The following is a 23,365-nucleotide window of genomic DNA, read 5'->3' as shown; positions in this document are numbered from 1 at the left end:
CGCGCGGATGGAATCGGAACGCAAAGAACCGAGCCCGCGTGACGTTTGGGCGCGCCTCGTTGCGCGCGCCCTAATGCCTCAGATGCGCTGAGTGCTTCGAACTGGCGCGTCGCCGTTAACCGCGCGTGTCGACCCAGTTGCGTGCCCAGCGCGCCGAGTGCTGCAGCGCCTGTTCTTCACTCTTGAAGTAATCGAGAGAATAGAACTGGTACCGACCTTCGGCTCGCACGCTATTGATACGTTCGATCAGCAGGTCGGATGAAAAACTACCGTCGGGCAAACGATGCGTCGAGGGTTGGACGGCATAGCCGTTGTATTGTTGAATTTGTTTGTGCTGCATTTTAATTTTAATGAAGTTCGATGATGTTCGAGCGCCCGCGTGCCATGCGAAATGTGCACGGGTGAGCTGATTCAAAGCCATCGCAAGCCGAATCCGAAACATTCGGAAAGCGAAAATGGGCGTTGAAGCCAAAGGGGGAGAATGAGGTGCAACGAGGCGTATGGCGCGGGGCAAGCTGCTGAATAGACAGATGCAGCCAGCAGAGATCGCGCCAACTTTGGGAGACAACGCTCCGCGAGGGTGTCGCTGCAACCCGGTGTCCGTTGCCGGAGGCCGGGCCCTTCAAACTTTACAGCGGCTTGATGTTCGCCGCCTGAAGACCCTTCGGGCCTTGCTTCGTTTCGAAGCTCACCTTCTGATTTTCAGCCAGCGTCTTGAAACCGTCGCTCGTGATTTCGGAGAAGTGAGCAAACAGGTCGTCGCCGCCCTTGTCCGGCGTGATGAAACCAAAGCCTTTGCTGTCGTTGAACCACTTGACGGTACCGGTATCCATGAAAAATCCTTGAGAAAAACGAAGATTGCTCTTTTAAAGAGTGTGTGAAGCGTCAAGGAGGGAGAGGACAACGAATACCGCTGAGGAGCGAGCAATTGATGAACAGCAATCGAACTTCTTGAACTTCGAGCCGAACGGTACCTGCGCAGGGAACCATCGTCAATACTTATCTTGTAACTGTTTTATCGAGCGGCCCGTTCCGCATATGAAGTAACGCGGGCCCTACCCACCTACGCCCCCTTGCCTGGTATGGTGCGCAGGTTAGACAGAGGTGGCGGGCTGGCAAAGGGACAGGGCTTATCGCATCTACTGCGAGAGTATCGAACAGAATCTGTCCAGGGCGCGCGGATCGACTGGCCGTTTCCAAGGTACAACCGACGCCGGAATGACTGGGCTGCGTGCCGTGTGAAGGGCGCTTCCTGGCCGATTGGGTCAGTTCGCCGACGACCGCTTTCTGGCGCTCCAGTTCGCAAAACCTGAAATTGGCTGACTGACCAGTTCTGAGAAAGCCATCTGACCGGAGTGGGTCGACGGACTAAACCGCTCGCGCGGTAGGGGCTACGATCCGATGCTGGAGGTGAAGGTCAAGCCGGTCACGCGGTTTATGTTGGCGAACGAGGCAATCCGCCTCGCTCTTCAACAGGAGCCGAATCATGACCTCCTTACCGGCAAACGTCAGCCCATTGCGCCAACGCATGATCGACGACATGCGCATGCGCCAGCTAGCCCCCAAGACGCAGGACGTCTATCTGCACATCGTGCGCGAGTTCGCCCGGTTTCTCGGGCGCTCACCTGACACAGCCACCGTCGAGGACCTGCGCCGCTACCAGCTCTATCTGGTCGATCACGGCACATCGGCCGTGTCGCTGAACCACGCGATCACCGGCCTGAAGTTCTTCTTCACCGTCACGCTCGACCGGCCCGAACTGATAGTCAGGATGCAACCGGTGCGCGTTCCCCGCATATTGCCCGTCGTGCTCAGTCCCGACGAAGTGCGGCGGCTGATCGAGGCAGCCGGCAACCTCAAGCACCAGACTGCGCTGTCGGTCGCCTACGGTGCCGGGCTGCGCGCGAGTGAAGTGGTAGCGCTGAAGGTCACCGACGTCGACAGCGAACGCATGACACTGCGTATCGAGCAGGGCAAGGGCCGCCGCGACCGCTACGCCATGCTCTCGCCGGTGCTGCTCGAGCGGCTGCGCGTATGGTGGCGCATGGCCCGTGCGCAGGGCAAGATGTTTGACGGCGGGTGGCTGTTTCCCGGGCTCGATCCACTCGACCAGTTGAGCACGCGACAGTTGAACCGCGCCATTCATGCCGCCGCCGAAGCCGCGCACATCGACAAGCGTGTATCCATGCATACCTTGCGCCACAGTTTCGCGACGCATCTCCTCGAACAGAAGGTCGACATCCGCGTAATCCAGGTTCTGCTCGGCCACGCCAAGCTTGAGAACACCGCGCTCTACGTCCAGGTGGCTACCGACCTGCTGCACGAGGTCACCAGTCCGCTGGACCGTCTGCCCTCCGAGTAGGCCCACGCGCTGTAGCGCCTCATGCTGGAGGTTGCGGACATCTTCCGCAGCCACGGGCCAGCGTGGCGAGCCACGACACATCTGAGCCTGGGGCAGCTGAAGGTCATGTCGGCCATCGAACGGTGCCGCACCGCGGCACTGGGCGGACATGTGCTGCGCTGTTCAGGCTGCACAATGACAGAGGTGTCCTTCAACTCGTGCCGGAACCGGCATTGCCCGAAGTGCCAGGCCAGTGCCGCACACCGCTGGCTGGAGGCACGCCAGGCCGATCTGCTACCCATCGAGTACTTCCACGTCGTCTTCACGCTTCCCGCATCCATCAGTGCGATCGCCTGGTACAACAAACGGATCATCTACGGCCTGCTGCTCGACATCGCCGCTGACACGCTGCGCACGATCGCCGGGGATCCCAGGCATCTCGGCGCTCACATTGGCGCCACGCTCGTACTGCACACCTGGGGCTCGGCGCTGACGCATCACCCGCATGTGCACGGCATCGTACCCGGTGGCGGACTGTCGCCTGACGGTGAGCGCTGGATCGCCTGCCGCCCCGGCTTCTTCCTGCCCGTGCGCGTCCTCTCACGCCTGTTCCGGCGCCGCTTCCTCGAAGCACTCGCAGACGCACACAGGCGCGGCCAGTTGCAGTTCTTCGGCGAGTACACCGGCCTCGCTGATCCCGCTACCTTTGCCCGGTGGCTTGCGCCGCTACGTACCTGCGAATGGGTGGTCTACGCCAAACGCCCGTTCGCCGGACCGGAAGCGGTGCTCGAGTACCTCTCACGCTACACGCACCGCGTCGCCATCTCCAACCAGCGCCTCGTCGCCTTCGATGAGCGCGGCGTGACGTTCCGCTGGAAGGACTACCGTGCAAAGGGACGCACCCGCTACAAGACCATGACCCTCGAAACCGGCGAATTCATGCGCCGCTTCCTGCTCCATGTGCTGCCCAGTGGCTTCCATCGCATCCGTCACTACGGATTGCTCGCCAACCCGGTGCGCCGCGCCAGACTCGCGCGGGTGCGCGATCTGCTGCACATCGCACCCGCGACCAGCCCATCACCGGACCACGCCATCATCGAAACCCGGCCCGTCTTCATCTGTCGGCACTGCGGCGCACCGATGATCGTCATCGACATCCTCGCGCGCAGCGCCCCGATCCGCGCACCGCCCATGCGCCTGGATCAGCCATGAACCTCACGGCTCCTCGAACTGCCTGTCCAACGTTGGCTTTGCGGCGACGCGGCCCACGAACGGACGTATGCGCGCGTCGCTTCGCGATGTGCTTCGTGCGCCCGCTTCATCATCCCGAATACCCAACTGCACCGCGTCGCGATGGCGTTAGTGCCCGATCGGCTTCTCGCCAGACTGTGTCGCACCCGACATCACTGAACATCCCGCGCTATCAATCGCCATAGCCGCGAAAGCTCCAACCGCATTGGGGTACTCCGCGGTTTCCTCCATCGGGCTTATTCGACGCCTGCCGGCACGCGCCGAGGTACCGTCACGTTCCTGTGGCCGACGGCAGGCATCGAATAACCCTTAACGGGCTGCGTCAGTCCGCTCCCCGGACTCATCGCTCGAAAGCGGTCACCGAAATTGCGCGGCCCCGAAGCAGCCAGTCGGCAGTGCGTACTCCCGACCCGTTGCCGTCCTCCGCGCCGCAGGCCGCCAACGACTGCTTCTCGAGCACAGCCGTCGCTCGCTTACCCGCATCACCACTTCGGCTCAGTACTGCTTCCTCGGTGGCAACGACCGTTTGATTTGTTTTCGGAGTCGGGCCACAGCGGCAGCTTTTTTTCGTTTGCGTTTCGCACTAGGTGTTTCATAAGCCGTTCTGGCCCGCAGTTCCTTTGTAAGCGGTCAATGACCCACGCCCTGCCATTGGCAGATGGAGTATGAGAGAAAGGTGTCCACCTAAATAGGTGGACACCAATGACTGTCAAAAACTCAGAGTTAGGAGTAGTTCGGCTGACGCGGGACGGGCGTCGCCGGTACGATGAGGGCGCCAAACGCACGCTGATCGAAGCGGCGCTGCAACCAGGCGTGTCGGTTGCTCGACTGGCGCAGGAGCATGGGATCAATGCCAACCTGCTGCGCAAATGGATTACGAAGTATCTGATGCAACGCGAAACGGCGGTGGCCGGCCAGCAGGATTCGCGCACGATCGAGATGATCGACGGAGTATCGATTGACATGCCAGCGCGTGAGCTGGTGAACTCATCTGCGTCGGCGTTTGCGCCAGTCGTGGCAGTGCCGTCGCAGCCCCCGGTGGTGGCACGCGAGCCGCTACCTGGGGCGCCGGCAACAGCAGTCGCACTGCATGTGCGCCTACCCAATGGTGTCGAATTAGACTTGGGCGAAACGAGCCTCGAAGAACTGACGGCAGTGGTCCAGATGCTCGGGAGGCTGCCGTGTTCCGGTTCGACGAAGGGCTGAAGGTCTACCTGCATCGCGATCCGGTCGACTTCCGCATGGGCATCAACGGCCTGTCGATTCTGGTTGAACAGGCGATGCGCCTGCACCCGATGACTTCAGGCCTGTTCGTGTTCGGCAACCGCCGCCGAGACCGCATCAAGATTCTCGGCTGGGACGGCAACGGCTTCTGGCTGCTGCTCAAGCGGCTCGAAGCTGACCGTTTCGTCTGGCCGACTGCACGAAGCGAAACGATCACGCTCAACGTCGAGCAACTGCACTGGCTGCTCGACGGCATCGATCTTGCCGTGATCCAGAAACACCCTCAGCGATATTACGCGCGGATCAGCTAAACACGGCGCGCACAGCATGGTCTAATAGTGGAATGCCAAACGACACCGTCACGCTGAATGCTGAGGAATACCAGGCACTGCTTGCCGAGCGCGAGGCATTGCGTGGCGAGCTTCGTTTCGTAAGTGCCCAACGCGATCTGGCTGAAGAGAAGCTGCGCGCCTACAGGCACGAACTGTTCGGCGCATCGAGCGAGGCACGCCACGCCGACCAGCTCGGCCTGTTCAACGAAGCCGAAGCACTGGCACCGACCGACGCCGCACCCGCGCGCGAGGACGTACCCGGCACGCAGGTCGCCGCTCACACACGCAAACGCGGGCGCAAGCCACTCGATCCGAATCTGCCGCGCGATGTCGTGCGCCACGAACTGCCGGAATCGGAGCGGTTCTGCGCGCACGATGGCCACGCGCTCGTCGAGATCGGCTTCGAGACGAGCGAACAGCTCGACGTGATTCCTGAGCAGGTGCGCGTCATTCAGCATCAGCGCGTCAAATACGCCTGCCCGTGCTGCGATCTGGGCATCAAGGTAACGCCAGCCGCGGTACGGATCATCCCGCGTGGGTTGCTCACGGAATCGGCGCTCGCGTGGATCATTACCGGCAAGTATCAGTACGGCATGCCACTGTATCGCCAGGCGACGCTGCTGCGCCGCTTCGGCGGCGACATCTCGTCGAATACACTGGCTGCCAGCGTCGTGCGTGTGGGTCTTGCCGCACAGCCCGTCATTAACCTGATGCGCGATGTGCTGCTCGAATCGGACCTCATCTACGGCGACGAGACGACCTTCCAGGTACTTAAGGAACCCGGACGAAGTCCGCAGTCGAAGAGCTATCTGTGGGCACAGGTCAACGGCTCCGGTCCGCCGGTGCGAATGTTCTCGTACTCGCCGGGGCGAGGTGCACAGCATGCACAGCGGCTTTATGCCGGCGTAAGGTCCGGCGCTGCGTTTATGACCGACGGCTACGAGCTTTACAACGGCATCGCCCACGATCACCGGCTCGTGCATCTCGGCTGCTGGGCACATGTGCGACGTGGCTTTATCAAGGCCGAAGAGTCCGTGCCCAAAGCGGCACGCTCGCCGGATCTGCTGGCGACGCGCTTCGTTACGCTGATCGGCAAACTGTTCGCCGCCGAGGCGCGTAGTGCAAAGTGGGAAGCGAAGCGGCGGCAGCGACTGCGCACACGATACAGCGTGCGCGTACTCGCCATCATCGAGCGCACGATGGCCAAGCATCTGCCCGGCGTTGTGCCGTCGAGCGTGCTCGGAAAAGCACTGCAATACATGGGCGGCCAATGGCACAAGCTGACCCGTTACGTCGAGAACGGCGCGTGGCCGATCTCGAACAACCTGTGCGAGAACGCGATCCGGCCGTTCGTCGTCGGCCGTAAAGGCTGGCTGTTCTCCGATACCGTTGCGGGCGCGCAGGCCAGTGCCAATCTGTACTCGCTCGTCGAGACGTGCAAGGCCAACGGCGTCGAGCCGTATCGCTATCTCGTCTGGCTGTTTGCGAAATTGCCGACCGCTACGACCGCTGACGATTACGCGGCGCTACTGCCTTGGGCCATGCTCGAGCAGATCCACTGAGGGGCGTCGTTCACCGACCGCTTACGTTCCTTTATCAAACCGGTGCTCTCAATCGAACGGCGGAAGCGGCGCAACGCGACTTCCACCGGTTCGTTCAGCTTGGGGATTACGGTAGTCAACTTTTTCCTTGTTGTGAGTTTTCGCCGTGAATCATCCGGATGTAGCTCCTGTGAGAGCCCCTTCAGCCAAAGCACACGTCCAGCCAGTCCTGCGCCCATTTTTTTGCATGGGCAATGGCGTCTTCGCGCACGTCGAAGCCCGCAAGATCACCACTTAGATGAATGTCGTACTCGCTCCCGTCCGCACGGCTGGTACGGATGCGGGCATGAGCCATGTATTCGCCGTCAGCCCTGCGTGGCGTCGGGTCGATGATGAATCGTGTCGAATTGAAGCGCACTGTCGTTCCTTATTCGGGTGCGGCGCAGCCATGGTCATTGCACCAGCGCCGCGTGGATGGGAGGGCGTGCGTCACGTGTTCAGCAGTGCCATAATCCGGCCGGCCTCGCGGTCCGAATCGCAGCTCGCCATGCCGTCCTTACGCAGAAGTGCGCTAATTGACACGAACATCAGATAAGCATCCGCATCAACCTCGTGACGACCGTTGAGGATGACGTCTTCGAGCTCGGCAAGCGCCCCTGACGGCAGAAACCGGTCGATAAGCCCAGAGCCGTCGCGTCGAATCCACTTCAGGAGTTCAGATCTGTCCATGTCAAATCTCCGATGTTGCCTGTGTGTACCGCCGCGGACGTGTGGCGATGGTTCCTGCATGCAACGAGGTACAAATCACAACTCCAGATCGAGGAATGTTCGTGCGTTGGGAACACGTGTCGAGGTTGTGTTGTGGATAGGCAGCCGACGCACGCCGCGCGTCGCCGTCGCCCTGAAGGGCTTGGTCCCCGCAAGCCGGAATACGCGGCCGCGGGCGCTTCCCCTGAGCCTCCCTACTCCCAGATAAGTACGGCAGCATCGAAACGTTCCTCATCGTTGCGCCCATTTCCCGGCTCAGTAGCGCGATGTGGATAGACCAGTGGATAAACTGCCAGTCCACGGTAGAGACGGAAACCGGCGGTCATGGAGTACCTTTGAGGTCGCATCAACATGCGACGAATCGGGAAAAGAGTGTGAGCGACTGATTCAGTCTTCACATGATCGGCCGCGCTGTGCGACCTGTGATGAAAGTGAGCGGCCCGATTCCGTTGGGAAAGGCGACTGGAGAGGCGCAGAGAAGGGCTGTGGGTCAACCAACACTCTCATGCTACACCCATTACCCACCTTGTACGGTGAATATTCATTGTCGCCGCTTCTTTTACGGAGCCGGCAGCCTGGGATGGCATCCGGGCATGCGCATAGCGCCGTATCCCTAGCCGACGTTCGCGTGACACTACGTCAGCGACGGCGAAATGCAGCCAGTTGCAGTGCGCCGCCGCTGCGCTCACGTCATCTCATTACCTGCCTGATGAAGCTGCAATCAGCAACATCACCGCGCAACGGTAGACGCTCAACTTCCGTTACGCGATAGGGTCACCGTCCGCGACGATCACTCCAAGGAGCACGTCGATTGCCGCTCGCCCGGCGGCTTCAGCAATGAGGTACGCCCAGCGGCGCGTATAGGGACCATTGTGCAGCGAAATCTTGCCTCCGCGCTGACCCACGACACGAAGATTGTCGCCGCCCTTGATCTGAAACGTGACGTCGTAGAGATCCGCTGAGGACTGACTGAGTTCGACATGGATCTCAAATCCGCGGTACGCGATCATCCGATACATAAAGCACTCCATCGGGAGTCAGAGGCCAGCCAGCAACAAGAGCTGGTGTTCGCTTTGCGCGCCGCCAACCAGTGCGTAAGCCCGCACCTCGGCCTGCTCGGGGCCGGAACGGACTCTGTGCCGGAAAAGGCGTTCCACTCATCGGTCGCGATCGAAGTGGGCGTGCCGCGGGTTCTCGCGAACGCGTGCAGGAGACGGCTGGCTTCACGACGCAAAACACGGCGGTGAGCGTTCAGTACATACGGCTCGCGGCCCGCGCGGAGCACGAGGTAATGCGGAACGACATCAAGGTTGATGGGCACTGCCGATACCGGTCGGGAGGAGTTCCTGCGTTCGGCTCATCGCTTCGACGCACGATCTGCCGCTTTCCGCGGCGGATCGCTTCTTTTCGAAAACGACCAGAAGGCGGTCAGCGATAGAGACGGTCCACCACTTTGGCGCGCCCGCAGTGCTTTCACATGTCGACGACCGAAGCTCCGTTCACCTTGCCGTCTATGATGTCCCTTCCCTGCTGCCGGGCAGCACGCCTCGCCACTCCAAAGTCGAAGAATGCATGAGGCTGGTTTGGCCGGAAAACGCGACTTGCCGCCGAATTCGCTATCGCGGACGGACGACACATCCGCACTGCAAAGTCATACCCCTCGGCGTAGCGGGAGTGGCCGTCCAGGCGACTGAAGGTGCGGGGGAAGACAAGAGGATGAAGCTCGTACCCCTTGTAGAGAAGAAGCGGGTATGTCGGCATGTCGGTTACTCCACAGGGGGAGGCCCACTATACCTCGGAACAGGCAACGCAGGGCGGCGCAGATATTTTCCGAATTGAGTTGACCCGCGGTGCCGGCGCGCGTATGGTAAATCACGTAGTCCGCAAAGCGGATCTTGTCCGCGCTGTCATCTCTCTTCGTTCAGATGCCCTGACGACGGCTGTCAGCCTCGTCCCCCCTCAGCCGTACACAGCGGTCCCCCCAGAACGTTCAGCGACAACCGGGTTTGCTTGCCGCGCGATCAAGCGGATGAAGGATTGACCCCATCCGGCGGGCGACGGATGCTTTCCCGACGCTGTACGACCACAACGCAAAGGGATTGTGGCGCGCTTTTGGCCCGGAGCGGCGCAAAACAGTCCTAATCATTGTTTCGCTCGAGTGCCAGCTTGCCGGCCGGGAAGCGCAGCCGGCTCGTCAGCGGTTCGAACATCGCTGTCGGCCAAACCCACTCAACGATTAGAAAAACGGCTGCTTGCTGCGGCCAAAGGAGTGATCTGATGACCACCATTCGCCATTATCGAGGCCTCGATATTTCCCTGCTCGTGTATCCGCATTGCGCTACTCGAGCCGGATTCGGCCACAACTACGAGGGGGGATTCGATGCATCGATCCGTATCAGCGAACCTGATTCCGGGATGGACAAGGTGAGAAGCCGCCTGTTCCGCGTGCCCGGCAGACGTCCTTTTTTGAATACCGGCGATGCAAGGCGCGCGTGCGTAGCCTACGCTGAAATGTTGATCGACAAAGGCGGATCCGATCGCGCCATCTGGGAGCCAGCCTGACGGTCCAGCCAGGGCAAGCGTCCGCTCGAGCACGCTCGCGTGGGCATTGCACATGCTGTCTTCCTGTAATGGGGAGATCCGGGCGGCGGTCGTGGACGGCATGCACAGTAACTATGAAGACTGCCAGGTGCTGGTTGCCAATCTGAGGGGCAGGGTCGTCCGCGAGGGGCATACCGACCGTGCGCGACTGCGCGCAGAGATCGGGCAGTTGATTGATCTGGTGGAAACTATCGGACCGGCCGACGTTGTGTTCCACAGCCGTCTTGATGCAGCCCGGTCACTCGTCGTCCTGGAGCGTCTGACAACCGCTCTGGATAGCGTCGAGGCGTTGCTGTCGTCCATGCAGGTGCGTGCGAGCCACCCTCCCCGCTGAAAAGGCGAGAAGCGGGTTAGATCGACCATGAGCAACGGGCGGCTGCCGGATGACCCGCACGACGCACCGCAGTGGCCGAAAAGCCCCTAAGCTTCGCAATTTCAAGGTCCGATTACCCGGATGCTGCCGACATCTGAACGTCCGAGCGGCAATGCGCGCGAATGTCGCCTCGTGGCCGAAATTTGCCGATGCGCGAAAAATGCCGTGTTGACACTCATATTGCAGCGGCTGCAAGCCACTCCCGCAAAATTCGGGAAATGAACGCCGATGCAGACTGATTTCTCTCTGCGGCTGCAAGCTGCACACGAGCACACAGGTCTCTCGGCAATCGGGCAGAAACGACGCAAGAGGCGTTAGTTGACGATTCGCCAGTAGCGGCTGATTTATCCTTAGGCATCTTACGATCCAGGCGTGTCGAGCATGCGGCTTACAATGAAGCCGTTATAGCTGAATGGACGCTCGGCGAGCTTAGAGATGTACTGAGCCACACGGGATATGTCCTTGTCGGATTCCTGCTGCAGCACGCTCTGCATATTGCGCATGTCGTCCGCGATCGCCGTCCGGATTTCGGCGGCGGAATCCCGCAACTGGCTTTCCGACAGATCGCTGTCCTCCTGGCTGACCGCAAGGGCATATTCGGCCCAGTCGTCTATCAACCCTGCAAGGTCAGATTCAATAAAGTCAGCCAGGCTCATCTGATCCCCCGGTGGGTACGCGGGTTGCTGTTACTTTGAGTTACGTTCAGGCTAGGTGGTTGACGCGTCAAGCCTTCAGTCGCTGCTGTGAATCGCGTTCAATCACGCCCTAAGGCACCACATGACACTTCTTACCGTCGCGCGCTGGACAATGCGTAGGCTACCGCCAGCACAAGAGCATCGCCCGCTCCGAGTCCTTGTTGTTGATGATTATCGGCCGGGCGCGGAAGCGATTACCGCATCGCTTGCCGCCGCCGGATACGATGCGCAATTTGTTCTTCACGGACCAGCGGCGTTGCGAACTGTCACGGCATGGCTACCTGACATCGTCGTGCTAGACATTAGCATGCCAGACATGGACGGATATTCGGTCGCGAGACGGCTTCGACAGGATGCCCTGTCGCAATTTATGATCCTCGTCGCCTTCACCGTCCTCGACGAATTAGTCACCCGGTCGCCCGGCATTGCGTCTGGCTTCGACGCGTACTGTCAAAAGGGCGCGGCATCAGGTCAGCTATTGCAGCTGCTTGAAATACTTGCCCCTTAAGCGACGCTGCGCGCGCTTCCGCAGGTCGAACGTGTTGCGGTCAACGGCGGGTGACGTCAGCGAGTAGCGTGATTTTCTGTGCCAAAGCGGGGCAGTCTTGCGCTTCCGAATGGGCCGCTAGCGCGGATTGACCCTTGGGAAGCCTATCGACGCAGCGCGCGAACGTCGCTTCATGGCTGAGCGTCGACATGCTCAACCGCCTCACTCTCACGCAACCTTTGGGGGAAATCGGGAAATCGAGCACGGTTACCGCCCCGCGCTCAGTTCCTGCTGTCGCCGCACTCGCGCGTCCTCCTCAAGACGTGTCGCTTCGAGCTCCTGCAGCACGCCATCGAGGTCCACAGGTCGCGTGTCGACCTCGTTGCGGCCGGTCAATTTGGCATCGACATGCAGCCGGCCTGCTTCGAAGAGCGTCCAGATCTCCGTACCATAATTTGTGGTAAGTATTTGAGGGGCAAATTGCCCGAAGTATGCGGCCAGGTTGTCGACGTCACGCTTGAGCATCGAGGCGGCTTCATTGTTGCCGGCTGCGTCGACGGCCTGAGGCAGATCAATGATCACCGGCCCATCCGCTGCCAGCAGGATGTTGTATTCCGACAGGTCGCCGTGAATCACTCCCGCGCAGAGCATGCGGACAACCTGGTTGAGCAGCAGCGCGTGCAGTTCGAGGGCGCCGGCTTCACTCAGATCGACATCGTTGAGTCGCGGTGCGACGTCTCCCATCCTGTCGACCACCAGTTCCATCAGCAACACGCCATCGGTACAAATATAGGGTTGCGGCACCCGCACGCCTGCGCCGGCGAGCCGGAACAGCGCGTCGACTTCGGCGTTCTGCCATGCCGTTTCCTGCATCTGACGACCGTAGCGCGTGCCTTTTTCCATTGCACGCGCCTGCCGGCTGTTCTTGACCTTGCGGCCGTCCCGGTACGACGCGGCTTGCCGAAAACTGCGCTGCTTCGCGTCCTTGTAGACTTTTGCGCAACGGGTCGAATCGCCGCTGCGCACAACGTAGACCGTTGCCTCCTTGCCGCTCATCAACTGGCCGATAACTTCGTCGATGAGTCCTTCTTCGAGGAGCGGTGCAAGCCGTTTGGGTATTTTCATATGACCGCCAGCTTCGGCCCGTGGAACGTGCGTGCCGAATGCGAGGATGGTGAATGCCCCGCTGAGATATGCGCGATCAGAAAACCGATGAGTCGAGGGGCCGGTGCTGCCGATCGTATGCTTGTTGCGCGGGAGATGGATGGAGTCATGCCGGATTAAGGGGAAGGTGATGGGCGAAGACGAAGCGAGGCAAATCTCCCGCCGGCGGTGTAGAGGCATTGCCGCCGCAGTTCCAGGGCGCCCGCAGCTTGGCCCGGCGGGCAGCGCTCGACCCGAAGCTGTCTATCGATCGCAGAAAATCAGGTGGCCCGTATGCGAAAGCGGATTCAACCGGCCACTCGGCCCAGATCAGAGCCGGTTCTGCCCCATGCTGAGGCTACGGGAGATGCCGGGCTGGGCACCAGAGGGCCCGCTTCAGCATGGCTACCCGGTAGTTCCTGGTCAGTACCGTTTTTTCGGCGGCAACGACCGTTTGATCTGCTTGCGCAGGCGTGCCACTGCAGCAGCCTTTTTGCGCTTGCGTTCTGTGGTAGGTTTTTCGTAGGCTGTCCGGGCACGAAGCTCCGGAATCAAGCCGGTGCGCTCGATCGCGCGACGGAAACGGCGTATTGCAACTTCCACGGGCTCGTCGGGTTTCAGAATTACAGTAGTCAATTTTTTCCTTGGTTGAGCGCTCGCCGGGTAACTGCTGCCGCGGCTATTTAGCAGCGCTCGTGGCACTGCAAGATCACTGACGCTTCGAAGCCTCCTTCTTCAACCTCTTCGCGTCCTTCTTTTCCTTCGGCGTTCTGGTGGCGACTTTCTTTTCCGTCTTCTTGGCGTCATGGGCTTTGCTCACGATGGCCTCCTTTCATGTCGAATCCGACAGTCTACGACGCGACGCCCCTTTGGCTGGCATGAATCGACTCAAAATCCGCCGAGGCGCTCGCAATTAGCGTCGAGTGCCTCCCGCACGCTTGCCCCGGCCGGTCGACATAAAGCGGGACTGAAAGCAACGGGGAAGCACCAAGGTTCCCCGGATCGACGTGCGGTTCGATTTCGATGCGGTTAGGGTAATGGCCGCTCGGCTGGTCAATGAGGACGTGCTGGCTCGTCACGAACAATAGTTGCCTCTCTCGGGAAGAAAAAACCGCTTGGGCTCGTCACCATCGCATGCGGAACGTATGGAACCGGATAGCCACTAGCAGCAGTGAGAATCCATCAATTTCTCCGACCCGCTTGGCCTCACCTCGATACAACCCGAAAAGCGTGGTCGGCGGCTCTCGACGGTGATCCGTCAGATTACTCTGGAACAGCAATATCTCCCTTCACGAGTTGCCAGCCGTACACCTCGGCGAAATTCTTCGCGCTCTGTGGATCGTCGAATAGAGGCATGTCCGGGCAACCGCAAAACGGGTAGATGACCCGCTTGTCATCAAGGCGGGTCACCTTCAACGTCGGAACGGCACCAGTTATCGTTCGGCGGTACGACGCTGCGACCTCATAGTTCTTCTCGCCTAGCATGGATGCTCCATTCGCTTTTCCTCGCGCATTGGACCGTATCACCGTTCGCTCATAGATCGCGCACAGACTGCCCGTCAACCTCGCCATCAATCAGGCGCTCCGCATAGTCGTTGGATGCCCTGCGCGCCTCGCCCGCATCGCCAAACGGCGTACGATGTGGAACCCGAAATACGCGGCTGGCCGTCAGTGTGTCGTCGGTGCCTCGGCGGCATATCCTGACGGCAGCGTCAAAGCCGGCATCGTAGTCGAATGACCCAACAGCCTCCCGGGGAACGTGGGAATAGACGAGTGGATAGATCTCCAACCCTCTGTAAGTTCTGACGTACTCGCTCATGATGGAGTCCCGGAGGTGTGAGCCATGACGAGAAGTAGCCGGGAACCGCCCAGCGTGTGGCAAATGGGCGATTGCCGCGAACGAAATGGCAACGCAGCGCGCCGCAGAGCTCGAGATGGAGCAACTATCGCGGCGGCTAAACTAGCCGAATCGGCGTCCGGAGAGGGAGTATCGCTTCCTCTGGAACGAGGAGAGAGCTGGCCGGCAGTAGGCGGGAATCAAGTGCCACCCGTGGACCGCGAACTCCGAGGGACCACGGACATGAGAGAAGCTCGGAACCGACGCAACCAGTGTACCACCCGGCCCTGTAGTGGGCCGCCTCTTTTTATCGAGCGTTAAACGAAGCACTGGTGATCCCTGGCGTCGGATTTGCATCGTAGTCCGGTGGCCATGCCGCTCGCGACCGCGGCCGATGGTGACCGTACGAAATCAAGTTCGATGACTAACCGATGTTCGCCCCGGATCGCAAACGTCTGCTGCCAGAAGCGTTCGCGACATTGGAATGTCCACGCGACAGCTAAGGCGAATGACCCTTGATGGCCGCGTCGAGGCAATGCCACCTGCGGTCTGCTCATCGAAGACCGGTCATTCAGCGTGAGCGGACCAGATCTGGGATATCCGAATTGGACGTCGACCTCGAGCGGCCGCTCATGGCCGATTGGGTCAGTTCGCCGACGACCGCTTTCTGGCGCTCCAGTTCGCAAAACCTGAAATTGGCTGACTGACCAGTTCTGAGAAAGCCATCTGACCGGAGTGGGTCGGGTTGAGTCTATCCGCGCTTCGAACTCAACGTCGCAAAGCGGTCATTGGTATTTCGCTGCCCGAAAGCGGCCGGTCGTCAGCGCGCACTTCCGACCCAAAGTGGTCTCTGCGACGAGATCAAGGAACGTCTGGTGTTCGCTCAACAGCAGACGTCATCGCAAAATCGACAGCGCCATCAAGACACCGCCTAGCAATGAGCCGGCAGTCCGGCTCATTCGTCTCTTTTCCGTTCCGTGCGCCCATGCATCGCCGCAATCAGCGCATGCAACTGTTCCGCGCTGAACGGCTTGCGAAGTGCTGCACATTCGAACCCGAGTTCTTGAGGATCGGGCATCTCGCCACCGGAGGCGAACACGATTCTGACTTCCGGATGGCGTTCGAGTGTCGCCCTGGCGAACTCGATGCCCGACTGGCCGGGAAGCGCAATATCCGTCAGAAGCACATCCGGTTGTTCCATTGCGAGCATCGACATTGCCTCTTCCGCGCTGCCCGCCTGCTGCACGTCGTAGCCCATGCTGATCAGCAATTCGCTGACCGCCTCTCGCGCAGTACCGTCATCGTCGACGATCAGGATCGACAATCCCGCCGGGGCATGGGCAGCGCCCGACGGCGTCCATCCAGCTGACTGTTCGGCAAACGCGGCATTAACGCCTTGCGTACGGGGCGGCCCAAGCAATCGGCGGATCTTCGACGCCAACTGCTCCCGGCTGTAAGGCTTGCTCAGCAGATGAACACCCGGGTCCAGACGGACGCCATGGACGATCGCATTCTGTGTGTAGCCCGACGTAAAGAGAACGTTGAGATGCGGCAGTACACGGGTTGCGAGCTTCGCGAGCTCGGTGCTGCGCATTGTGCCGGGCATCACGACGTCTGTGAAAAGCAGGTCGATATGCGCGCCGCTGTGCACGATCGCGAGTGCGCTCGACGCATCTTCCGCTTTCAGCACCGTATAACCCAGTTGCCTGAGCGTTTCGACTACCGTTGCCTGTACGCGCCGGTCGTCCTCAACCACGAGAACGGTTTCCGACCCGCCGGCGAGGGCCACCGGTTGCATGGGTTCCAGATCGGCGACGGCCACCATCGAGCGGAGGCAGGTAGATCTTCACGATCGTGCCGTGTCCCGGCTCGCTGTAAATCCTGATATAGCCACCGCTCTGTTTGATGAAGCCATACGCCATGCTCAGGCCCAGACCCGTGCCTTGCCCTTCCGGCTTGGTCGTAAAGAACGGCTCGAAAGCGTGCTCAAGCACGTCGGCGGGCATGCCGGTTCCGGTGTCGGTGATCGCCAGCAGCACGTACTGGCCCTCGCGGACATCCGCGTGGAGCGCGCTATAGCGATCGTCGAGCATGGCGTTCGACAGCTCGAGCGTCAGTTTGCCGCCTTCCGGCAATGGCGTCGCGGGCGTTGATGGCAAGGTTCAGGACGACATTCTCAAGGTGGTTCGGATCGACCAGCGTGTTCCACAGTCCGCCGGCAATAACCGTTTCCACATTGACGACTTCGCCGAGTGCCCGTCTGAGGAGATCGTCCATGCTGCGCAGCATGACGGCCAGATTCACGACAACCGGCTGCAGTGCCTGACGGCGCCCGAACGCCAATAGCTGCGACGCAAGGTTTGCCCCATGCTCGACCGCTTCAATCGCCTTGCCGAGACGCTCTCTTGTCCAGACGTCGCGACCGTGCCGCCCTTCGAGCAGTTCCAGATTCCCGCGCAAGACTTGCAGCACGTTATTGAAATCGTGTGCCACACCGCCGGTCAGTTTGCCGAGCGCCTCCATCTTCTGCGATTGCAGCAGCGCCACACGCGCCTTTTCGAGCTCTTCGTGAGCGGTCTTGCGCTCCGTCACATCGCGGGTGATCTTCGCGAAGCCGACGAGATGCCCCTCCTCGTCGCGAATCGCGTCAATAACAACATTGGCCCAGAACCGGCTCCCGTCTTTCCTGACACGCCACCCCTCGGTTTCGAAACGCCCTTCGCTCGCGGCGGTGGCGAGACTGCGTGCAGGCTGGCCTTCGGCCACATCTTCCGCAGTATAGAACCGGCTGAAATGCGCTCCAACGATTTCGTCCGCTTCATATCCCTTGATACGCGCGACGCCGAGATTCCAGTTGGTCACGAGCCCTTCGGGCGACAGCATGAAGATCGAATAGTCGGTCACACCCTGGACCAGCAGCCTGAATCGCCGCTCGCTATCCGCTACAGCCTCATGGGCGAGGCGCTTGTCAGTCGTATCGCGTACGTTTTTGCCAAAACCGATGAAGGCGCCGTCCGGCGCATAAAGTGCCGTGATCAGCACGCTGGCCCAGAACCTCGTTCCGTCCTTGCCCCTTCGGTTGAGACGAAGTCCCTCGGTCCGCCCAACGACGTAACCGACCGGCTTCCTCGACGCGGCCGTACCCGACCCGCGTACGCGCCAGCCCTCCGTGTCGTATTGCCCGAACTTCCGCGCGGCGTCCAGTCCCGTTTCAGGAACACCGTCGCGCCGGTCCTCCTCCGTATAGAACACGGAGAAATGCCGGCCGATGATTTCGTCAGCCTCGTAGCCCTTGATGCGTCTGGCGCCGGGGTTCCAGCTAGCCTCTTCTCCCTGCGCGGTCAACCTGAAGATCGCGTATTCGGAGACGCGCCTGATCAGGGACTGCATCCATGACAGGTCGCCATCGTGGTTCCCATCACAGTTCATCGGACCTCTCGTTAAATGACTGCCGGGAAATGACTGACGCAGCGTTTTTCAGCCTGTTTCGGGCCAGCCCTAGCATGGCCTGGTGCATGCACGCGACCGCAGGTGAGCGGTGGCGCGAGCCCGCCACTTACAAGCTAGGGCCATACTTTGAATCGCATATCGGACAAACGCGTAACTATTGCTCGCCACCGATCTGGAGTTACGAGCAGTGAGAGCAAAAACGGTGTCAGTTGACACGGATCTTTTTAGACTCCTTCTTACGATACCGCACATCAGGGACACCAAGGGTGGTTGCGAGCCCGCCCTTCACGAACTGTCTTCCTCCGTCCGCTCTTCCGCATCCGTACCGGACACAAACCAATGTTATTGCCAGTGGGTTTGAGGACGAAGATTGTCACGTCATCACGTGACGTTCCGGCTGCCGCGCCGTAGCCCGGCAGCCGGAATGCCCCGCTTGGCCCGCGCTTATCCGAGGCGCACCTCGATGCGCCTTGGCTTCGCCTCGTCGCGGCGCGGGATGGTCAGCTTAAGCACGCCGTCCTTCAGAACCGCTTCGATTCTCGACGTGTCGAAGTCTTCGCTGACCGTGAACCGGCGTGCGAAATACGGCGCCCGTATTTCCGCGTGCGAGAGCCGCAGATTCGGCGTTACCGGTACGACGGATTCCGCATCGATCGTCAGGCTGCCGTCGTGCACCCTGATGTCGAGCTTGTCCTTTTGCACGCCCGGCAGGTCGGCCCACACCGTCACAGAATGTGCGTCCTCGACAATATCGACACCCGGCGTCAAGGTGACGCGGCGTCGTGCTTCCTCCGATTCCGCGCGCGTCATAGCGTTCGGGTCGTGCCGGGTAATCTGGGTGTTGTCGCTCATGATGTCACCTCTTCATTCAACGGTAATGGCGCGGGGCTTCGACGACTCGCGCTTGCCCACGGTACTCAGCAGGCAGCCATCAACGTAGCGTGCCTGTACGTTGTCAGGATCGGCCTGCTGCGGCAACTCGATGACCCGCCGGAAGCCGCCGCTAAAGCGCTCCTGCGCGTACTGACGGGAGCCTTCGGGCAAGGGTTGCTGCTGTGCGGATCGCTCGCCGGCAATCGACAGAAGGCCCTTGTCGATAGAGATATCGAGTTTCGCAGGATCGATGCCGGGCGCGAACGCCACGATCTCGATCGTGCTGTCGGTCGTGCCGACGTTGATGTGAGGAAAGGCGCCCAACCGGCTTGAACGAAGGCTGGAAGGAAAGCCCTCGAACAGGCTCGACATCTGCCGCTGCAGCCGGTCAAGTTCGCCAGGAAGGTCGGTTCGAAAGTAGAGATTACTCATGGTTGCGTGCTCCTCTGACGGCGGGGAGACGAACCGGCGTACGCGCTTCAGTCCGGTTGTCCCCATGCCACGGACAATCAAGGGTTGAAACACGCAGCGTTCGCCTTGCGATAGACAACAACATGAGTGCGCGTGCGCGCATCGTCGACATTGTTTTCCGGCAGGAGAGGGCTTACGACATTACGGTCGGAACGACGCTGGCCGAAGACCGGCTGTGCGCGCCGCAGCTGGAAAACGCAATTGCCACGGTCATGGGCTTGCTGCTCGATCAGGTCAGCGTCGACATGCAGGTCGTCACGCAGGAGGAAGTGGATCTGAACTTTGGCGCGTACGAACGTGCGCTTGCTGAAAAGCTCGGAGTGATACCGCCACTCCAGTAGAGTTGCCTCGGGGGGCTGGACACCGGCGAAGCGAGCAGACGCCCGCTTCGCGGCATGGCTGTCGCCGTGCGGCGGCAATTCCTCTCGAACCTCGCTACCGACCCAGGGCTTCCGCAGCAATTTTTTCTTCAGCCAGCAGCGACAGCTTCTCGTCGGTGGCCTTTTCTTCCTTGAGCGTCTGTAGCAGCAGCGTAACAGCGTGCGTTTCCCCGAGCTGTCTGGCCAGTGCGATCAGCGATCCGTAGGCGGCAATTTCGTAGTGTTCGACCTTTTGTGCCGCCGCAATCAGGGCGGCGTCGAGAACCGGGCCCTTTTCGATTTCATCGATCTGCTCCTGGCCCTCCTCGATCAGGCCTTCCATAGCTACGCATTTGATGCGCTTGAGGCGGATTCCGCAGCTCTCCACCACCTGATCGATCCGCTCGATCTGGCCGAGGGTTTCGTCCAGATGCGCGGTAAATGCTGCGCTCAGATCGGCGTGGGTCGCGGCGCGGGAAAGTTTGGGTAGCGACTTCGTCATCTGTTTTTCCGCGCTGTAGATATCGGAAAGCGAATGAACAAAAAGGTCGTTGATTGACTTGACTGTCATGATGGCTCCATCGATGGTCAGGGCGGATGAGGTCGTGGCTGGCGGTGCGGTCGCTAGCGTTTCGGTTGAGGTGCGTCAGCTTCGCCGACGCCAACGCCCGACGGATCGCTACCCAGTTCAGCGCCGGTTTCCGGATCACTCGACGGGTCAGACTGCAGCCGCCCTGACATCTCCGTGAGCGCCGACTGTTCCGCTGGGTCAAGGTTAACCCATGCGTTGCCATCGCCTCCGTCCACCCCCGGTTCGCCTTGCTGCATGGACAAGCCGCTCCCGCTATTCCACGGCGCCTGCACGACGTCGCCACCGTGCGACGTCTTGAAGTAGGTGCTCGCGAATTCCGGCATCGGCGGCGCCTTGCCAGGCGGGAAGTTGGGCGTGATCGCATACAGCGCCTTTTCGAAGGACTTCTGATGCGCGACTTCCCGGGTCATCAGAAACCCCAGCGCATCGCGAATACCCGGATCGTCCGTCACATTGATCAACCGTTCGTAGACGATTTTCGCCCGGGCCTCCGCCGCAATGTTCGAGCGCAGGTCGGCGGTCGGCTCGCCGATCGTGTCGATGTACGCGGCGCTCCACGGCACGCCGCCCGAGTTCGTGAGTGCCGGGCCGCCGCCGTACAGCAGTTGCGTCACGTGGCTGTCGTTGCCCGCGCCGTTGAGTTTGCGGTAGAGCTCCGCCTGACCGTCCACCGCCTCGGTCAGTTCTCCTTTCGCGCCGCGGTTAAGCATCGCGACGATGCAGCCGATGATCTCCAGGTGACTGAGTTCCTCGGTCGCAATGTCGTACAGCATGTCCTTGCGACCCGGATCCTCCTCGGCCACCGCCTGGGTGAAATAGCGCATGGCGGCGGCCAGTTCGCCTTGCGGTCCACCGAATTGCTCGAGCATCAGATTCGCCAGTCCGGGATTCGTTGCGCTGACGCGCACCGTGTATTGCAGTCGTCTGTTGTGCATGAACATGAGAGCCTCCTGGGTTGGGCAATGACATCGCGCATGGCCTGTGCCTGACCGGACTCCTGATCATCGACCCGCATGCTTCATCGCGGACCGGCAAACGCAATCGAACACGCAGGATGCCGGCCGTCTGCGGCACGGCGATTGCGCTGACGGAGATGCCTTTAACCGAGTGAGGTGAACCATGGCAACGCAACGTGATATGCAGCGCGCTCCTGATGACCAGCCGGACGTGGGAGATCAGAGCAGGGAAGACGACGATCTGCCACTGACCGAAATCGAAAACGACGACGGCAGTGACGTCCCCGGCACCGATCCGGACGACGATGTACCCGGGAAGGAAGCACCGGCGGAGCCTTCGCCTGGTGACGCTGATCCGGACAAACCGGCAACGCAGGACCGACCGTAGGCCACGAGGCGCGTCGATCCGTTGTTACGCGGTAACCGGCGAAATTTGCAGGATGAGCAGAATAAGGGAGGATGTATGGATACCAGGAAGAAGGTGTATGGAGCGATCATCGCATCGCTGGTCTGCGCGGCGCTCGCGGGCGCGGCGTACGCGCAGGGTGCAGGCGGTGGCGCGGGCGGAAACGGCGGTGGTGCGGGAGGCGGCGCGGGCCAGGGCGGGACCGGCATGAGCACGCCAAACGCCGGCGGGACGACGGGCACCACATCGGGCGCGAAGGGCAACAATACGATGAAGTCGCAGTCGCGCTCGTCAACGCCGGCAAAGGGCGCCTCGGACACCGCTGCATCGTCGGCGCAGTAGCGGGCCATGGCACCGCTGGCAGCGGTAAAGAGCAACAAGCCGTCGGGAACCGAAGCCGTGGCAAAAGTGTTACTGGTCGACGATGATGCTGAGAATCTGTCGGCACTTCAACGCGCACTCGAAAGCGATGGTCACGAAGTGGCCGTCGCTTTCGATGCGTCCGCAGCCATGGCTATCCTGAACGGCGAACCCATCCAGTGTGTGGTTACCGACCTTGAAATGCCCGGGACTGACGGCGCACAGTTTTCACGGCAGGTCCGCACCCACCCCGCGCACCGCGACCTGACCATCGTCATGCTGTCGGCCGCACCCGAGCCTTCGGTCGATGGCGTCCGGTACTGGACCCATTTCATGCGCAAACCGGCGAGTTTCGCACGGCTTGCGGCGACCATTACAGCCGAAGCCGGTATACGGTCCAGTACGCGCGCTGCTTCGACGCCACGCCCGAAGTCCGGCGTCCTTGCCCGGGTTGCCCTGCAGTGCCAGACTCCTTGCGCTTCAAGATGGCAACCGGTGCACGTTCAGAGCTGGCCGTGATGAACAGTTTTCATCGAATTGCGGGTAACCGTGTTAACTGCGCGACGACAGCACGATAGATCGGTTATCCGAAGACGTCGATGGCCCACGTGTGCATGACCTCCGCGCATTTCCGGTAGCCCGTTCGCAATCGGGATACTGACGGCTCGCGCGCTTCCAACATGTCTGGATTCGCGAGGGACGATCACCATGGCTGAACCCAAACGGGCCAGCCAGGCACGTAAGATACGCTTGGCGCAGGCGTCGTCACCTGCGTTCAACGGGGGCGTCATGCGTCAGTCGTGCGAAGCCTATCGCGGGTACGCGATTGAAGCGCGGGCAGCGGTAAGCCATGCCCTCCTCGTTCAGTGGCATCCATCGCCGTGACACGGTGTGGTGGTCGGTCTGCGCGCGAGACGGTCTGCTCGCTACCGTTGAAAGCTCCGCGAGCATCTCGACTTCATTTCTCCAAGCGGGGCTTTTTGACTAAGGAGAAAAACGCGCACGGGCATTCATTGATTGCAAGCCGGCCTGCGAACCGGATTGACGGGGACGTGGCACGTTTCGCGGTGTGCTCAGTTCGCTTGCGGCGGCCCAAGCACGCCAGGCACGGACTAACCGACAGGTTGCCGACACACCCCGACGCAATGCGACTTTGCGTTATCGGCCGGTAACAATCCGCTAGCCGACGTTCGGATCTCAAGCGTGGGTGACCGCTTGTGGCCGAGGGTGTGTCAAAACCCGCGCGATCGCCTAGACTGAATCGACCTGTTAGCGCGAGAGGCGGAGATGGGGCGATTCGTCGAA

At 60.9% G+C, this 23,365-nt stretch carries 28 protein-coding genes and 3 pseudogenes; 12 read left to right on the top strand and 19 right to left on the bottom strand.

Annotation, left to right across the window (positions count from 1 at the left end; all coding sequences use genetic code 11):
- Window positions 1–115 precede the first annotated feature (115 nt).
- The gene (locus BTH42_RS19175) at window positions 116–340 is read right to left on the bottom strand and encodes a hypothetical protein (protein WP_075302273.1); all 225 of its coding nucleotides are present in this window, start codon (window positions 338–340) and stop codon (window positions 116–118) included.
- Between the two features lie 289 nt (window positions 341–629).
- Window positions 630–833, bottom strand: coding sequence for a cold-shock protein (locus BTH42_RS19170; RefSeq protein WP_075302271.1), 204 nt, complete (start codon window positions 831–833; stop codon window positions 630–632).
- 653 nt (window positions 834–1,486) lie between these two features.
- Here BTH42_RS19170 and BTH42_RS19165 point away from each other — a divergent pair.
- Both BTH42_RS19165 and BTH42_RS19160 read left to right on the top strand, forming a co-directional pair.
- Window positions 1,487–2,362 (top strand): site-specific integrase, encoded by an 876-nt coding sequence (locus BTH42_RS19165; protein ID WP_075302269.1) that lies wholly within the window; start codon window positions 1,487–1,489, stop codon window positions 2,360–2,362.
- A gap of 21 nt (window positions 2,363–2,383) precedes the next feature.
- Window positions 2,384–3,553 (top strand): IS91 family transposase, encoded by a 1,170-nt coding sequence (locus BTH42_RS19160; RefSeq protein ID WP_075302267.1) that lies wholly within the window; start codon window positions 2,384–2,386, stop codon window positions 3,551–3,553.
- 534 nt (window positions 3,554–4,087) lie between these two features.
- On the opposite strand, the pseudogene BTH42_RS34900 reads toward BTH42_RS19160, so the two are convergent.
- Window positions 4,088–4,219, bottom strand: a pseudogene (locus tag BTH42_RS34900) (30S ribosomal protein S21); the annotation flags it as partial.
- A gap of 75 nt (window positions 4,220–4,294) precedes the next feature.
- Between BTH42_RS34900 and BTH42_RS19150 the strand changes: the two are divergent.
- The 3 genes from BTH42_RS19150 to BTH42_RS19140 are packed head-to-tail and all read left to right on the top strand — an operon-like array spanning window position 4,295 to window position 6,710.
- Window positions 4,295–4,798, top strand: coding sequence for a transposase (locus tag BTH42_RS19150; protein WP_075302265.1), 504 nt, complete (start codon window positions 4,295–4,297; stop codon window positions 4,796–4,798).
- Complete coding sequence (tnpB, locus tag BTH42_RS19145; protein ID WP_075302263.1) at window positions 4,774–5,127, top strand: IS66 family insertion sequence element accessory protein TnpB; 354 nt, start codon at window positions 4,774–4,776, stop codon at window positions 5,125–5,127. Before BTH42_RS19150 ends, tnpB begins: the two co-directional genes overlap by 25 nt.
- A 32-nt stretch (window positions 5,128–5,159) precedes the next feature.
- Window positions 5,160–6,710: an IS66 family transposase gene (locus tag BTH42_RS19140; protein ID WP_075302261.1), complete on the top strand. Its 1,551-nt coding sequence runs from the start codon at window positions 5,160–5,162 to the stop codon at window positions 6,708–6,710.
- Here the strand turns inward: BTH42_RS19140 and BTH42_RS36090 are convergent.
- From BTH42_RS36090 to BTH42_RS36080, 5 genes and pseudogenes are all read right to left on the bottom strand, one after another.
- Window positions 6,710–6,829 (bottom strand): annotated as a pseudogene (locus BTH42_RS36090) (30S ribosomal protein S21); the annotation flags it as partial. The gene BTH42_RS19140 and the pseudogene BTH42_RS36090 sit on opposite strands and share 1 nt — an antisense overlap.
- Before the next feature lie 62 nt (window positions 6,830–6,891).
- Window positions 6,892–7,107 (bottom strand): hypothetical protein, encoded by a 216-nt coding sequence (locus BTH42_RS19130; RefSeq protein ID WP_075302259.1) that lies wholly within the window; start codon window positions 7,105–7,107, stop codon window positions 6,892–6,894.
- Window positions 7,108–7,178: 71 nt separating this feature from the next.
- A complete protein-coding gene (locus tag BTH42_RS19125) occupies window positions 7,179–7,418 on the bottom strand; it encodes a hypothetical protein (RefSeq protein WP_075302257.1) in 240 nt (79 codons plus the stop codon).
- 800 nt (window positions 7,419–8,218) lie between these two features.
- Window positions 8,219–8,476, bottom strand: a complete 258-nt coding sequence (locus BTH42_RS19120; protein WP_075302255.1) for a hypothetical protein — start codon at window positions 8,474–8,476, stop codon at window positions 8,219–8,221.
- A gap of 454 nt (window positions 8,477–8,930) precedes the next feature.
- Window positions 8,931–9,218, bottom strand: a complete 288-nt coding sequence (locus tag BTH42_RS36080) for a hypothetical protein (RefSeq protein ID WP_075302253.1) — start codon at window positions 9,216–9,218, stop codon at window positions 8,931–8,933.
- 516 nt (window positions 9,219–9,734) lie between these two features.
- Between BTH42_RS36080 and BTH42_RS19105 the strand changes: the two genes are divergently transcribed.
- Together BTH42_RS19105 and BTH42_RS19100 are read left to right on the top strand one after the other, a co-directional pair.
- Window positions 9,735–10,019 carry a hypothetical protein gene (locus tag BTH42_RS19105; RefSeq protein WP_075302251.1) on the top strand — a complete coding sequence of 95 codons (285 nt, stop codon included), beginning with the start codon at window positions 9,735–9,737 and terminating at the stop codon, window positions 10,017–10,019.
- A 100-nt stretch (window positions 10,020–10,119) separates the two neighbouring features.
- On the top strand, window positions 10,120–10,392 hold the full coding sequence (locus tag BTH42_RS19100) for a hypothetical protein (protein WP_143752125.1): 273 nt from the start codon (window positions 10,120–10,122) through the stop codon (window positions 10,390–10,392).
- 214 nt (window positions 10,393–10,606) lie between these two features.
- On the opposite strand, the gene BTH42_RS36470 is transcribed toward BTH42_RS19100, so the two are convergent.
- A complete protein-coding gene (locus BTH42_RS36470) occupies window positions 10,607–10,789 on the bottom strand; it encodes a ribbon-helix-helix protein, CopG family (protein WP_143752122.1) in 183 nt (60 codons plus the stop codon).
- 1 nt (window position 10,790) lies between these two features.
- Entirely contained in the window at window positions 10,791–11,087 is a 297-nt protein-coding gene (locus BTH42_RS19095) for an RsbRD N-terminal domain-containing protein (protein WP_075302249.1), read from the bottom strand.
- A 121-nt stretch (window positions 11,088–11,208) separates the two neighbouring features.
- Between BTH42_RS19095 and BTH42_RS19090 the strand changes: the two genes are divergently transcribed.
- Window positions 11,209–11,634 carry a PleD family two-component system response regulator gene (locus tag BTH42_RS19090; RefSeq protein WP_075302247.1) on the top strand — a complete coding sequence of 142 codons (426 nt, stop codon included), beginning with the start codon at window positions 11,209–11,211 and terminating at the stop codon, window positions 11,632–11,634.
- A 246-nt stretch (window positions 11,635–11,880) separates the two neighbouring features.
- Here the strand turns inward: BTH42_RS19090 and BTH42_RS19085 are convergent, their stop codons facing one another.
- From BTH42_RS19085 to BTH42_RS19050, 7 genes and pseudogenes are all read right to left on the bottom strand, one after another.
- The gene (locus tag BTH42_RS19085; RefSeq protein WP_075302245.1) at window positions 11,881–12,738 is read right to left on the bottom strand and encodes a PA4780 family RIO1-like protein kinase; all 858 of its coding nucleotides are present in this window, start codon (window positions 12,736–12,738) and stop codon (window positions 11,881–11,883) included.
- A 441-nt stretch (window positions 12,739–13,179) separates the two neighbouring features.
- Window positions 13,180–13,392 (bottom strand): 30S ribosomal protein S21, encoded by a 213-nt coding sequence (rpsU, locus tag BTH42_RS19075; RefSeq protein WP_075302243.1) that lies wholly within the window; start codon window positions 13,390–13,392, stop codon window positions 13,180–13,182.
- A 627-nt stretch (window positions 13,393–14,019) separates the two neighbouring features.
- The gene (locus BTH42_RS19070; RefSeq protein WP_075302241.1) at window positions 14,020–14,241 is read right to left on the bottom strand and encodes a DUF6723 family protein; all 222 of its coding nucleotides are present in this window, start codon (window positions 14,239–14,241) and stop codon (window positions 14,020–14,022) included.
- A 49-nt stretch (window positions 14,242–14,290) separates the two neighbouring features.
- Window positions 14,291–14,575 carry a hypothetical protein gene (locus BTH42_RS19065; protein WP_075302239.1) on the bottom strand — a complete coding sequence of 95 codons (285 nt, stop codon included), beginning with the start codon at window positions 14,573–14,575 and terminating at the stop codon, window positions 14,291–14,293.
- A gap of 973 nt (window positions 14,576–15,548) precedes the next feature.
- Window positions 15,549–18,022, bottom strand: a pseudogene (locus tag BTH42_RS19060) (response regulator).
- 465 nt (window positions 18,023–18,487) lie between these two features.
- Window positions 18,488–18,895 (bottom strand): Hsp20/alpha crystallin family protein, encoded by a 408-nt coding sequence (locus BTH42_RS19055; protein WP_075302237.1) that lies wholly within the window; start codon window positions 18,893–18,895, stop codon window positions 18,488–18,490.
- A 12-nt stretch (window positions 18,896–18,907) separates the two neighbouring features.
- On the bottom strand, window positions 18,908–19,348 hold the full coding sequence (locus BTH42_RS19050) for an Hsp20/alpha crystallin family protein (RefSeq protein ID WP_075302235.1): 441 nt from the start codon (window positions 19,346–19,348) through the stop codon (window positions 18,908–18,910).
- 56 nt (window positions 19,349–19,404) lie between these two features.
- Between BTH42_RS19050 and BTH42_RS19045 the strand changes: the two genes are divergently transcribed.
- Window positions 19,405–19,728, top strand: a complete 324-nt coding sequence (locus tag BTH42_RS19045) for a hypothetical protein (protein WP_075302233.1) — start codon at window positions 19,405–19,407, stop codon at window positions 19,726–19,728.
- Window positions 19,729–19,822: 94 nt separating this feature from the next.
- Here BTH42_RS19045 and BTH42_RS19040 read toward each other — a convergent pair whose 3' ends face one another.
- Entirely contained in the window at window positions 19,823–20,317 is a 495-nt protein-coding gene (locus BTH42_RS19040; RefSeq protein WP_075302231.1) for a ferritin-like domain-containing protein, read from the bottom strand.
- 53 nt (window positions 20,318–20,370) lie between these two features.
- Window positions 20,371–21,279 (bottom strand): manganese catalase family protein, encoded by a 909-nt coding sequence (locus tag BTH42_RS19035; RefSeq protein WP_075302229.1) that lies wholly within the window; start codon window positions 21,277–21,279, stop codon window positions 20,371–20,373.
- Window positions 21,280–21,457: 178 nt separating this feature from the next.
- On the opposite strand from BTH42_RS19035, the gene BTH42_RS19030 reads away from it, so the two are divergent.
- The 3 genes from BTH42_RS19030 to BTH42_RS19020 all read left to right on the top strand — a co-directional run bounded on the left by BTH42_RS19030 (window position 21,458) and on the right by BTH42_RS19020 (window position 22,579).
- Entirely contained in the window at window positions 21,458–21,682 is a 225-nt protein-coding gene (locus tag BTH42_RS19030; RefSeq protein ID WP_075302227.1) for a hypothetical protein, read from the top strand.
- A 75-nt stretch (window positions 21,683–21,757) separates the two neighbouring features.
- Window positions 21,758–22,042, top strand: a complete 285-nt coding sequence (locus tag BTH42_RS19025; protein WP_075302225.1) for a hypothetical protein — start codon at window positions 21,758–21,760, stop codon at window positions 22,040–22,042.
- 6 nt (window positions 22,043–22,048) lie between these two features.
- On the top strand, window positions 22,049–22,579 hold the full coding sequence (locus BTH42_RS19020) for a response regulator (RefSeq protein ID WP_075302223.1): 531 nt from the start codon (window positions 22,049–22,051) through the stop codon (window positions 22,577–22,579).
- Window positions 22,580–23,365: the final 786 nt, after the last annotated feature.

Origin of the sequence: Burkholderia sp. SRS-W-2-2016 (assembly GCF_001931485.1) — a bacterium.
In the GTDB taxonomy this organism is placed as follows: domain Bacteria; phylum Pseudomonadota; class Gammaproteobacteria; order Burkholderiales; family Burkholderiaceae; genus Paraburkholderia.
This window is presented reverse-complemented; position numbering and strand designations above follow the sequence as displayed.